Annotated in this window: 10 protein-coding genes; 2 read left to right on the forward strand and 8 right to left on the reverse strand. The window is 73.3% G+C overall.

The genetic code is table 11. The features are described from left to right. Nucleotides 1-33 precede the first annotated feature (33 nt). Nucleotides 34-2070 carry a bifunctional copper resistance protein CopD/cytochrome c oxidase assembly protein gene (locus tag MUN78_RS14750; RefSeq protein ID WP_244727451.1) on the reverse strand — a complete coding sequence of 679 codons (2037 nt, stop codon included), beginning with the start codon at nt 2068-2070 and terminating at the stop codon, nt 34-36. 111 nt (nt 2071-2181) lie between these two features. On the opposite strand from MUN78_RS14750, the gene MUN78_RS14755 reads away from it, so the two are divergent. Then, a complete protein-coding gene (locus MUN78_RS14755; protein ID WP_244727453.1) occupies nt 2182-3294 on the forward strand; it encodes a 5-methyltetrahydropteroyltriglutamate--homocysteine S-methyltransferase in 1113 nt (370 codons plus the stop codon). Nucleotides 3295-3364: 70 nt separating this feature from the next. Here the strand turns inward: MUN78_RS14755 and MUN78_RS14760 are convergent, their stop codons facing one another. Further along, nucleotides 3365-3643 carry an HU family DNA-binding protein gene (locus MUN78_RS14760; protein WP_244691954.1) on the reverse strand — a complete coding sequence of 93 codons (279 nt, stop codon included), beginning with the start codon at nt 3641-3643 and terminating at the stop codon, nt 3365-3367. Nucleotides 3644-3862: 219 nt separating this feature from the next. Here MUN78_RS14760 and MUN78_RS14765 point away from each other — a divergent pair, with 219 nt between their 5' ends. Continuing rightward, nucleotides 3863-4564, forward strand: coding sequence for a GntR family transcriptional regulator (locus tag MUN78_RS14765; RefSeq protein ID WP_244691956.1), 702 nt, complete (start codon nt 3863-3865; stop codon nt 4562-4564). A gap of 31 nt (nt 4565-4595) precedes the next feature. Here the strand turns inward: MUN78_RS14765 and MUN78_RS14770 are convergent, their stop codons facing one another. From MUN78_RS14770 to MUN78_RS14795, 6 genes are all read right to left on the reverse strand, one after another. Next, a complete protein-coding gene (locus MUN78_RS14770) occupies nt 4596-5915 on the reverse strand; it encodes an aminotransferase class III-fold pyridoxal phosphate-dependent enzyme (RefSeq protein ID WP_244727455.1) in 1320 nt (439 codons plus the stop codon). Between the two features lie 11 nt (nt 5916-5926). Then, a complete protein-coding gene (locus MUN78_RS14775; protein ID WP_244727456.1) occupies nt 5927-7441 on the reverse strand; it encodes an NAD-dependent succinate-semialdehyde dehydrogenase in 1515 nt (504 codons plus the stop codon). Between the two features lie 110 nt (nt 7442-7551). Beyond that, nucleotides 7552-8304 (reverse strand): SDR family NAD(P)-dependent oxidoreductase, encoded by a 753-nt coding sequence (locus MUN78_RS14780; RefSeq protein WP_244691962.1) that lies wholly within the window; start codon nt 8302-8304, stop codon nt 7552-7554. Beyond that, nucleotides 8297-9586 carry a M20 family metallopeptidase gene (locus tag MUN78_RS14785; RefSeq protein WP_244727458.1) on the reverse strand — a complete coding sequence of 430 codons (1290 nt, stop codon included), beginning with the start codon at nt 9584-9586 and terminating at the stop codon, nt 8297-8299. Before MUN78_RS14785 ends, MUN78_RS14780 begins: the two co-directional genes overlap by 8 nt. Continuing rightward, nucleotides 9583-10803, reverse strand: coding sequence for an aminotransferase-like domain-containing protein (locus MUN78_RS14790; RefSeq protein WP_244727460.1), 1221 nt, complete (start codon nt 10801-10803; stop codon nt 9583-9585). The genes MUN78_RS14785 and MUN78_RS14790 overlap by 4 nt, the downstream gene beginning before the upstream one ends. Then, nucleotides 10800-11984: a M24 family metallopeptidase gene (locus MUN78_RS14795; protein WP_244691968.1), complete on the reverse strand. Its 1185-nt coding sequence runs from the start codon at nt 11982-11984 to the stop codon at nt 10800-10802. Before MUN78_RS14795 ends, MUN78_RS14790 begins: the two co-directional genes overlap by 4 nt. Nucleotides 11985-12093: the final 109 nt, after the last annotated feature.

Genomic DNA, 12093 nt, shown 5'->3' on the forward strand with positions numbered 1-12093 from the left:
CCGGGCGCCCCTGCCCCCGGGGCGCCCGGGTCCCTATCTCCGGGGCGCCCGGGCGTCGCGCTCGGCCTGCCGGGCGAGCATCGCGTTGTAGGCCCGCAGCTCCGCGTCGTCCGATCGGTCGGCGGCGCGGTCCTTGCGCCGCTGCTCCTTCGCATCGCTCCGCGACCACTGCACGGCGACGATGAGGGCGAGCGCGAGGGTCGGCAGCTCGCCGATGCCCCACGCGATCCCCCCGCCCGCCGATTGATCCTCGAGCGGTGTCGCGCCCCAGCTGCGTCCCATCGCCCCGAACCAGTCGGCGAGCATGAGCCCGTCGCCCGTCATCAGGGTCACCCCGAAGAAGGCGTGCGAGGCCATCGTCGCGAAGAGGGTGACGAGTCTGAGCGGGTACGGGAAGCGGTAGGGCACGGGGTCGACGCCGATCATCGACAGGCTGAAGAGGTAGCCGGAGATGAGGAAGTGGACGATCATCCACTGGTGCCCGAGGTGCTCGGCCATCGCCCAGCGGAAGATCGGGGTGAAGTAGAAGACCCAGAGCGAGCCGGCGAACACGACCGCCGCGACCGCGGGGTGCGTGACGATGCGGGAGAACGGGGTCTGCACGCCCCAGAGGATCCACTCGCGCCCGCCCCAGGAGCCGTCGCCGCGCTTCTCGCACGCGCGCAGGGCGAGCGTCACCGGTGCGCCGAGCACGAGCACGAGCGGGATGAGCATCGTGAGCAGCATGTGGCCGAGCATGTGCACGCTGAAGAGATACGCCTCGTACGCGTTGAACGGACCGTTCGTCGTGTAGAACAGGACGAGCATCCCGAGGATCCAGGCGATGGTGCGGCCGACCGGCCACCGATCGCCGCGCCGCGCGAGGCGGATCACGCCGGCCAGGTAGAGCGCGATGCCGAAGGCGCTCACGAGGGCCCAGGCCAGGTCGAACTTCCACTCGGTGAGATAGCTCAGCGGGGTGAGCTCGGGCGGCAGCGGGTCGCCGGTGAGCCACTCGGCCGGGCTGATGCCCGAGCCCTGCTCCTGCGCCGGCTCGAAGGAGACGGGCGTCGCCGTGCGGCCGAGCGCGCCCGCGATGCCGCTCGCGGCGCCCATCACGGCGAGCTCCGCGACGACGAACCACGCGAAGACCCGACCGCCGCGGGGCGACGCGACGATGCGCGGGATGAGCCGGGAGCGCTGGAACGCGCCGAAGCCGCCGAGGAGCACGAGCGCCGCGGTCTTCAGGATGACGAGCCGTCCGTAGCCGGTGCCGAGGAGGGCGTCCCAGGTGCCCACGCGGAGCCACGCGCTCACCACGCCCGAGGCGGCGACGCCGATGAAGGCGCAGAGCGCGAGCGTGGAGTAGCGCGCCGTCAGGACCGCGAGCCGCGGGCGGTCGACGGCGCGCGCGAGGAAGACGAGCGTGAGGAGCCCGCCGAGCCAGACCGCGGCGCCCACGAGGTGCACGAGCAGCGAGTTCACGGCCTGGGCGTGCCCGGACGCGCCGGCGGCGTGCCCCTGCGAGGCGAGCGGCAGCGCGGTGGCCAGCGCGGCGACGAGCACGAGCAGCGTGAGCCGGCGCTCGCGGATCGCGAAGGCGAGCACCGTGGTGCCCGCCGCGAGCAGCAGCTCGACGAGCCACAGCCGGCCGAGCTCGATCTCGGTGACGAACTGCGCGAGGCCGGCGCCGAAGCTCGCGTCGAGGGAGAAGGCGAGGCCGGAGACGTCGACGTAGGTGAAGAGGATCGTGGCCGCGCTCGCGACGGTGAGGAGGGCGGCCGAGCCCGCGGCCACGTCCATCGCGATGCCCGCCTCGCGCCCGCCCGAAGCGGCGCCGGCGCCTCGCGCATCCGGGTCGCGGCCCTCGCCCGCGACCGCCCAGACGGCCATCACGACGGCGCCGATGAGCCCGGCCATGGCCACGTTGACGAGCGTTCGCGAGAGGGGCAGCCCGTAGCGCACGACGGCACCGGGATCGGCGAGCGCGCGCTCGTCCGCGGCGCCGCCGATCCCGAGCCCGAGGAGCACCGCCGCGAGCGTCGCCGCGAGGAGGACGGCGGGGGCGAGGACGCGGAGCAGACGGGGCACCCGACCAGCCTACGCGCACCCGCGTGGGGATCCGCCCCGACGAGGAGGGCAATGCGACGCCGCGTGACGCCGCCGCGCGCCCGCGGGCGCGCCGGCCGTTATCATCGCAGCATGAACGCCGCTCCGTACCGCGCCGACCTCGTCGGCAGCTTCCTCCGCCCCGCCCCGCTCGCCGACGCCAGGCGCCGATTCGCCGACGGCGGGATCGGGGCCGACGAGCTCCGAGCCGTCGAGGACGCGGCCATCGCGGATCTCGTCGCGCGGCAGGCCGCGAGCGGTCTCCGGCTCGCCACCGACGGCGAGTTCGGCCGGTCCTGGTGGCACTTCGACTTCTTCGGCTCCCTCGAGGGCGTCGACATCGTCGAGCTCGACCACGGCATCCAGTTCCAGGGCGTACAGACCCGCCCGCGCGGCGTGCACATCTCCGGTCCGATCGGCTTCGGCGCCGACAACCCGTTCCTCGCGCAGTTCGTCCGCATCCGCGACCTCGCGGCCGCCGCGGGGCTCGCGGCGAAGTTCACGATACCCGCGCCCACCGTGCTCGACTTCCGTCTCGAGCAGGGCCACATCGACCCGGTCGCCTACCCGGGCGGGCGCGACGCCATCGTCGACGACCTCGTGCAGGCCTACCGCGACGCCGTGAGCGCCCTCTACGCCCTCGGGGCGCGCTACCTCCAGTTCGACGACACGGCCTGGGCGTACCTGTGCAGCACCGAGGAGCTCGAGAAGGCGCGGGCGCGCGGCATCGACACCGACGGGATCGCGGAGCGCTACGCGGACCTCATCAATCGCATCCTCGCGGACCAGCCGGAGGATCTCACGGTCACGACCCACGTCTGCCGCGGCAACTTCCGTTCCACCTGGGTCTCCTCCGGCGGCTACGAGCCCATCGCGGAGCAGCTGCTGGCGGGGACCGACTACGACGGCTACTTCCTCGAGTACGATTCCGAGCGCGCCGGCGGCTTCGAGCCGCTGCGCTTCCTCCCCGCGGGTCCCAAGCGCGTGGTCCTCGGCCTCATCACGACCAAGTCGGGCGCCTTCGAGGATCCCGCGGTGATCCGCGGCCGCATCGCGGACGCCGCGCGCTTCGCCCCGCTCGAGCAGCTGGCGCTCAGCCCCCAGTGCGGCTTCGCCTCCACCGAGGAGGGGAACCTGCTGAGCGAGGAGGAGCAGTGGGCGAAGGTCCGCGCCGTCGTCGACATCGCCGCGGAGGTCTGGGGCTGACGCGCTCCCGCCGAACGCGAACGGCCCCGGTCCTCCTGCGGAGGGCCGGGGCCGTATCGATGCGGTGAACTTACTTCACGGCAGCCTTGAGCTTCGAGCCGACCGAGACCTTGACGCGCTTGCCCGCGGGGATCTCGATGGTGTCGCCGGTGCGGGGGTTGCGGCCCGTGCGCGCGGCGGTCGTCGCGGTCTCGAAGGAGATCCACCCCGGGATCGAGACCTTCTCGCCGCCGGCGACGGTCTCGGAGACAGCGGCGAACAGGCCGTCGATCACGCTCGAAACCGCAGCCTGGCTCTGGCCGGTCTCAGCGGCGATCTTCGCGACGAGCTCGGTCTTGTTGAGTGCCATGTTGTGTCCTTCCAGGGCATCGACGCGATCGCCACGCCCCTGATCTGGTTCAGGTTTCCCCACCGCTACGGAGGGTCCGATCGGTTGATCGCTACGAATCTACCCCAGTTCGTTGGAATTCTGCGGATTTTACGCCGGATTTCCCGATGCGGCGTGTCGCTGTTCGCCCGAAGCGGACCGGGGCGCCGCCGGCGCCCGAGGCGCTAAGGTTGTAGGACAATGCCTGAGATCTCCGATATCGCGCTCCACCGGGTCAGCACCGCGGAGGCCGTCGCCGACGCCCTAGTGGGGCTCATCGTCTCGGGCACCCTGCCGGCCGGCGAGCCGCTGCGGGAGAGCAGCCTCGCCGCGAAGCTCGGCGTCTCGCGGAACTCCCTGCGCGAGGCGATCCGCCTGCTCGAGCGCAGCCGTCTCGTGCAGTACGAGATCCACCGCGGCGCGATCGTCAGCACGCCGACGCTCGAGGACCTCGACGATCTCACCCGCACCCGGCGCCAGCTCGAGCTCGCCGCGGTGCGCTGCACGCCGAGCGAGGCGCAGCTCGAGCAGCTCCGCGCGGCCTTCGCGCAGCTCACGCGCACCTCGGAGCAGCAGCGGGCCGAGGCCATCGTGGCCGCCGACCTCGCCCTGCACCAGGCGATCGTGGATCTGCTCGGCAGCGAGCGCATGAGCAGCTTCTACCGGCAGATCGGCAAGGAGCTCGTCTTCTACTTCACGGTGCTCTCCTACACCGATGAGGAGTACGCGCATCCGAAGGCGTCGATCATCGACCGCCACCAGGGGATCATCGATGCGATCCTCTCGGGCGACCGGGATCGCGCGCACGACCTCCTCGCCGGGCACATCGAGGAGAACCACGAGCGGCTCGCCGAGATCCTGACCGCGCGGATCGCCGCCGCCGCTCCGGCCGCGACCCGGTAGCCGCGCGGCCGGAGCGGCGGCGGAGCGCCCGCTACCGCGCGGCGAACGCCGCGTCGAGGATCTCCAGCGCCTCGTCGATGAGCTCGTCGGAGATGTTCACCTGGGGCAGGAGGCGCAGGACGTGCCCGTCGCTGCCGCCCGCCATCGTGAGGAGGCCCCGCGCCGCGGCCTCGCGGTGCACCCGCGCGAAGGCCGCGGCGTCGGGCTCGCCGGCGGCGTCGACGAGCTCGACGCCGTGGAGCGCGCCGAGGCCGCGGACGTCGCCGATGACGGCGTGCTTCGCCTGCAGCGCACGGAGGCCGGCCTGGATGCGCTCGCCGATCTCGACGGTGCGCTCGAGCACGCCGGGCTCCCGGAGCTGACGGATGACCTCGACGGCCGCGGCGCACCCCACGGGGTTGCCGCTGAAGGTGCCGCTGAGCCCGCCCGCGGGGATCGCGTCCATGATCTCGGACCGGCCGGTGACCGCCGATACGGGGATCCCCGCCGCGATCGCCTTCGCCGTGACGACGAGGTCGGGCACGAGCCCGAAGTGCTCGCTCGCGTAGAGCCTGCCGGTGCGCCCGAGGCCGGTCTGGATCTCGTCGGCGATGATCACGATGCCGTGCTCACGGCACCAGGCCTGCAGCGTCTCGAGGTATCCGGGGGCGGGCACGACCACGCCGCCCTCCCCCTGGATCGGCTCGATCACGAGGCAGGCGAGGTTCTGGGCGCCCGAGGTCTTCTCGAGCTGCCGGATCCCGCGGCGCGCAGCCTCGGCGCCGTCGAGCCCGTCCTGGAACGGGTAGGAGTTCGGGATCCGGTAGATCTCGCCCGGACGGGGACCGACGTGCGCCGAGTAGGGCTGCGCCTTGTAGTTCATGCCGAGCGTGAGGTTCGTGCGCCCGTGGTAGCCGTGGTCGACCACGGCGATGCCGTTGCGGCGGGTGTGGGCGCGCGCGATCTTCACCGCGTTCTCGATGGCCTCGGCGCCGGTCGAGGAGAGCACCGACTTCTTGGCGAAGTCTCCGGGGGTGATCTCGGTGAGGAGCCTGGCGACCTCGACGTAGAGCTCGTACGGCGTGATCGTGAAGAGGGTGTGGGTGAACCTCCGGCTCTGCGCGAGCATGGCGCCGAGCGCCGCCTCGTTGCCGTGGCCGAGCGAGGTGACGCCGATGCCGCAGCCGAAGTCGATGAACTCGTTGCCGTCGACGTCGGTGAGGATCGACCCCTCGGCCCGGTCGATGTAGACCGGCAGGAGCGGCGAGACGGAGGCGGAGACGAACTCCTCGCGCTGGGCGTTGAGGGCCTGCGAGCGGGGGCCGGGCACCGCGGTGCGGATGCGCTTCGGGCGGGTGGCGATGGTGGTCATGCGTGGCTCCTTCAGGATGCGTCGGTGCGGGATGCGGGGCGCGGTTCGGCCGTCGCTCGGCGGGCGATGTTGTAGAAACGGATCTCCTGGTACTCCTCGAGCCCCTCGCCGCTGCCCTCGCGGCCGAGCCCGGACTGCTTGACCCCGCCGAAGGGGGCGGCCGGATTGGAGGGGACGCCGTTGTTGATGCCCACGAGGCCGGTCTCGAGGGCGTCGGCCACGTTGAGGGCCCGGTCGAGGTTCTCGGTGAAGACGTAGCCGGCCAGCCCGAAGGGCGTATGGTTGGCGGCCGCGATCGCCTCGGCCTCCCCGGAGAAGCGGCTGATCGCCGCCACCGGGCCGAAGATCTCGGTGTTCGCGATCTCGGCACCCGCCGGCACCCGGTCGAGCACGGTCGCCTCGAAGAAGTAGCCGGCGCCCTCCCGCGCCGAGCCGCCCGCGCGCAGCTCGGCGCCGCGCTCCACCGCGTCGCCGACGAGCCGGGAGAAGTTCTCGACCGCGGCCCGGTTCACGACGGGGCCGAGCCCGGCGCCCTCCGCGATCGCGTGCCCGAGCCGCACGCCGGCCATGCGCTCCGCGAAGGCCTCGACGAAGGCGTCGGCGATGCCGTCCTGCACGAGGATCCGGTTGGCGGCGATGCAGGACTGCCCGCCGTTGCGCATCTTCGCGGCGTAGGCCCCCTCCACGGCCCGTTCGAGATCCGCGTCGTCGAACACGATGAGGGGCGCATTGCCGCCGAGCTCCATCGAGCTCTTGACCACGTGCCGCGCGGCGAGGCCCATGAGCGTCGAGCCGACCCCGGTCGAACCGGTGAAGGAGATCTTGCGGGTGCGGGGGTCGGCGAGGACGGCCTCGCTGAAGGCGCGCGAGTCGGTGGTGGTGACGACGCGCATGAGCTCGCGCGGCACCCCGGCCTCGACCATGAGTTCGACCGTGAGCAGCGTCGTGAGCGGGGTGAGGCTCGCGGGCTTGATCACCGCCCCGCAGCCCGCGGCGAGCGCCGGCGCGATCTTGCGGGTGATCATGGCCATGGGGAAGTTCCAGGGGGCGATGAGCACGGACAGCCCGACGGGGGCGCGCCTCGTGAGGATCGTCGAGCCGCCCGCCGGGTTCTCGCGGTAGTTCCCGCCCGGCCGCAGCAGCTCCTCGGCGTACCAGCGGACGTAGTCGCCCGCGTACTGCACCTCGCCGGCGGCCTCGACGAGGGTCTTGCCCATCTCGCGGCTGATCACCGCCGCGAGCCGGTCCCGGTTCGCCAGGAGCACCTCGTACGCCCGGCGGAGGGTGTCGGAACGGTGGCGCGGCGTGGTCGCGGCCCAAGCGCGCCCCGCCGCGTCGGCGATGCCGAGCTGCTCCACGGCGGCGGCCGCATCGAAGCTCGGAAGCGTGGCGATGCGCTCCTCGGTCGAGGGGTCGAGCACCGCGAACTCGCCCGCGCCCGGCTCGTGGTTCGCGAAGCCCGGCAGGCTCGCGAGGGCGGCGTCGGAGGCGGCGGTGCGCTCCGCGGAGGGCGTGAGCAGGGTCATGTGATGCGTCCTTCCATGCGGCTCATCCGGGACACACGTTGTCCCGTTGTCCTACAATACAACATTCGACACCGCATCGGGTCCGAACGGTGCGGGCCGTGCGCGGGTCGCTACTTCGCCAGGTATCCGCCCTCGACCGGGATCGAGACGCCCGTGAGGTACGCGGCCTCCGGCGAGGCGAGGAAGGCGACGACGGCCGCCACGTCGGCGGGCTCGGCGATCCGGCCGAGCGGGATCGCCTCGGCCACGCGCCTGGCCTCGCCCTCGGGGTCGGGCAGGCCGTCGAGCCACTCCTGGTAGAGCGGTGTGCGCGTCATGCCGGGCGCCACGGCGTTCACCCGGATGTCATGCGGCGCGAGATCGATCGCTGCCGCCTTCGTGAACGCGAGCATGGCCCCCTTCGAGGCGCTGTAGACCCCCATCGTCGGCACGCCGATGCTCGCGAGACGGGAGGTGACGTTCACGATCGAGCCGCCGTCGCCCTGCTCCCGCATCTGCCGGGCGGCGGCGATGAGCAGGTTCATGGCCGCGAAGGTGTTCGTCTCGAAGGTGCGGCGGATCTCCTCCTCGCCGACCTCCAGCAGCTCGTTCGTGTGGTCGATGGCGGCGTTGTTCACGGCGACGTCGAGCCGACCGAACTCGGCGACGGTGCGCGCCACGACCTCCGCCGCCGCCCCGGTCTCGGTCAGGTCGGCGCGGAGGAAGCGCGCCCCCGGGCCGAGGCGGCGCTCCACCTCCCGGCCGCGCTCCGCGCTGCGGCCGGTCACGGCGACGCGGAGCCCCCGCTCCCGCAGCTGCTCGGCGATGACGATCCCGATCCCGGAAGTGGCGCCCGTCACGAGGGCGACGCGTGCGTCAGTCATGTGCTGTTCCTCCTGCTGCGATGGTCTGCGGGAGCCCGCGGTCGGCCGGCGTCGCCGGCGAGGACGCCGCCAGCCCGAGGGCGATGAGCGCGTAGGCCCTGGCCGCCGTGACGAGGTCGGCGAGCTCGACGCGCTCGTCGGGCTGGTGGGCCTGGGCGTTGATGTCGCCTGGGCCGAGGATGATCGTCGGGGCGCCGTGATGCTCGGCGATGAAGCCGCCCTCGCAGGCGGCGGTCCACCCGGTGATCGCGACGGCGGCGCCGAGCCGGCGGAGCGCGTCGGCCGCGATGCCGACCACGGCCGCCGCGTCGTCGGCCCGGAACCCCGGCATGACCATGTCGACGCGCCCCCGCACCTCGATGCGCTCGGCGCCGGCGATCCCCGACGCCGCGATGTCGGCGCGGGCGAGGCCGAGGAGCGCGTCGAGGATCCGCCCCGGGTCCTCCCCCGGCATCGTGCGGCGATCGATCGTGAGGCTCGTCGCGCGCGGCACCATCGAGGTGCCGCTGCCGCCCGCGATGGTGCCGACATTCCATGTCGGCGTGCCGAGCAGCGGGTCGGCGGGACCGGCGACGGCGCGGTCGTGGAGTCCGCGCACGAGCTCCACGATGCGCGCGGCCGCCGAGATCGAGCTCGCGCCGTCCGCCGGCCGACCGGCATGGGCCGAGGCGCCGACGACGTCGACGGCCAGGTTCGTGGCACCCCGGCAGCCGATCACGATCTCGAGGTCGGTCGGCTCGGCGACGATGCAGGCGAGGTAGTCGCGCGGCGGATGCTCGGCGAGCCAGGCGCGCACCCCCTGCGAGCGGTCCTCCTCGTCGACCGTGCACAGGAGCTCGAGCCGGATGCCGGGCGCCTCCCCGTGCACGGCGGCCATCGCGGCGAGCACCGCGGCGAGTCCGCCCTTCATGTCGGCGGCGCCGCGGCCGACGATCGCCTCGCCGCGCACGCCCGCGACGCGCCGCGCCGCGAAGGCGTCGGCGCTCCAGCCCTCGCCCGCCGGCACGACATCGCTGTGCCCGAGGAAGAGCACGGCGGGCCCGTCCTCGGGGCCGATCGCGGCGTGCAGATTGGGGCGACCGGGGGCGAGCTCCTGCAGCTCGACGGTCGCGCCGATGCGCTCGCACGCCGCGCGCAGCCGCCTGACGGTCTCCGCCTCGGTCTCGCCGGGGTTCTCGCCGCGCCCGCCGATGAGCTCGCAGGTGTCGGCGGCGATGCGCGCCGCGTCGATCGCCGCGATCGCCCGCGCGGCCGCGCCGGCGCCGCCCACGGCGCCGCTCATCGGACGCCGCCCGCGCCGCCGCCCGCGGTTCGCTCGGCCGCCCGCGCCAGCCGTTCGACGCCCTCGGCGATGCGCTCGGGCGAGGAGGTGGCGAAGCACAGGCGCAGCGCGTCCCGCATGGATCCGTCGACGGTGAACGCGGGCCCCGGGATGTAGGCGACGCCCTCGGCGAGCGCATCGGGGAAGAGCGCCTCGGTGTCGAGGCCTCCGAGCTCGCCGGTGAAGGTCAGCCAGAGGAAGAAGCCGCCCTCGGGATCGGTGGCGACGACCCGGTCGCCGAAGACCCGGTCGAGCTCGCGGCGCATGGCGTCCTTGCGCTCGCGGTAGAGCGGCAGCAGCCGGTCGACGTGCGGCCGCAGCCGCCCGGCCTCGAGGAAGGCGGCGACGCCGTGCTGGACCGGTACACCCGTGCAGGTGTCCATGGCCTGCTTGGCGGCGACGGCGCGCTCGCGCAGCTCCGGATCGACGTCGATCCATCCGACGCGGAGTCCGGGGGCGATCGTCTTCGAGAAGGTGCGCACCTGGAAGACGAGGGGATGATCCGGGGCGATCTGCGCCAGGCTCGGGGCGGGATCCCCGTCGAAGCGGAGCATGCCGTAGGGGTCGTCCTCGATGACGAGGGCGCCCCAGCGTTCGGCGAGCTCGAGCAGGCGCACGCGCCGCTCGCGGCTCATCGTGACGCCCGTCGGGTTCTGGAAGGTCGGGATCGTGTAGATCGCCCGCGGGAGCCGGCCGGCGCGCTCCACGAGCCCGGGCAGCGCGTCGACGACGAGTCCGTCCGCGTCCGTCGGGGCGCCGAGCACCTCGGCGCCGTAGCTGAGCGCCGTGGCGTGGCCGTTCGTGTAGGTGGGCGCCTCGACGATGACGAGATCGCCGGGATCGAGGCAGAGCTTGAACGCGAGGTCGAGGCCCTGCATCCCGCCGGTCGTCACCAGCACGCGCTCGTCGCGCGTGGGGGCGCCGGCCTCGGCGGCGAGCCGGAGAATCTGCTCGCGCAGCCGGGGCTCGCCCGCCGAATCGCCGTAGTCGTAGCGGCCACGGCGCGCGGTGGCGAAGGCCTCGTCGAGCTCGGCGATCGGCATGAGGTCCTCGCTCGGCGCGCCCATGGCGAAGCGCACGACGTCGTGCGTCTGCGCGGCGAGCAGGGCCGTCGAGGAATCGATCAGGGAGCCGACGAGCTCCCGGTCGGAACGCGGCGGGGCGAGCAGGCGGGTCATGGCGTCTCCTTCACGATGAGGCGTCGCGGGGCGTCGGTGAGCACGTCGGCGCCACCGGGGGCCACGCGCACGGATTCGGAGGCCTCGAAGCCGTAGCCGGTCATCCACATGCCGGCGATGACGTGGAAGGTCATGTTCTCCCGCAGCTCGGTGCGGTCGTCGGCGCGCAGGCTGACGGTGCGCTCGCCCCAGTCCGGCGGGAAGCCGATGCCGATCGAGTAGCCGAGGCGGGAGCGCTTCTCGAGTCCGTGCCCGGCGAGGACGCGCGAGAACGCCGCGTGCGCGTCGGCCGGGGTCCTGCCGGGCTCGAGCACGGCGAGCGCGGCGTCGAGGCCCTCGACCGTGACGGCGGCGAGGCGCTCGAGCTCGGGGCTCGGGCGGCCGAGCGCGACGGTGCGGGCGAGCGGGGCGTGGTAGCGGTGGTGCGCGCCCGCGAGCTCGATCGAGACGGCCGTGTCGGCGCCGAAGCGCTCGTCGGTCCAGGTGAGGTGCGGCGTGTCCGCGCCGTCGCCGTAGAGGAACATCGGGACGATGGCGGGGTAGTCGCCGTCGGCCCCCGCCACGCCGCGGGCCTGCGCGGCCTGGACCCGGGCGGCGAGCTCGTACAGCGGCACGCCCTCCTCGATCGCGTCGACGGCCGCGCGCATCGCGGCGCTCGCGACCCGCCCGGCGGCCCGCATCTCGCCGATCTCGAAGTCGGACTTCACGAGCCGCACCCAGTTCACGAGCTCCCGGCTCTCCACGAGGTCCCATTCGGGGATCCCCTCGCGCAGGGCGAGGTACGAGCGCACCGCGAAGAAATGCGCGTCGCCCTCGAAGCCGATGCGGCCGCGGCGGGCGTGCCCGCGCTCGCGCAGCTGCTCGGCGACCCAGACCATCGGGTGGGTGTCGGGCCGGTGCACGAGCGGCTCCGGGTAGCCGAGCACGCCGTCCGCGTAGCGGATCGCCGTCCGGTGCGCGCCGAGCGCGTCCATCTCGCGCATGGCCAGCACCGGCTCCCCCTCGAGCGGCACGAAGAGGAGCTGCGGCGTGTAGAAGGACCACGCGTTGTAGCCGCTCAGGTAGAAGATATTCGCCGGGTCGGCGACGAGGAGCCCGTCGAGCTCCGCCCCGCGCATGGCCGCGCGCACCCGTTCCAGGCGCGCGTCGAGCTCGGCCGGGGCGACGAGTGCTGCGGTCATGGGGTCCTCCTGCGGTGCGACGGTGCGTGCGGTGCGACGGTGCCTGCCCCCAGCCTAGGGAGACTCGACATTTCGATGAAGCTGGCATGATCGAACAGTATTGTGAATC

The organism is Leucobacter allii (assembly GCF_022919155.1).
Lineage (GTDB): Bacteria > Actinomycetota > Actinomycetes > Actinomycetales > Microbacteriaceae > Leucobacter > Leucobacter allii.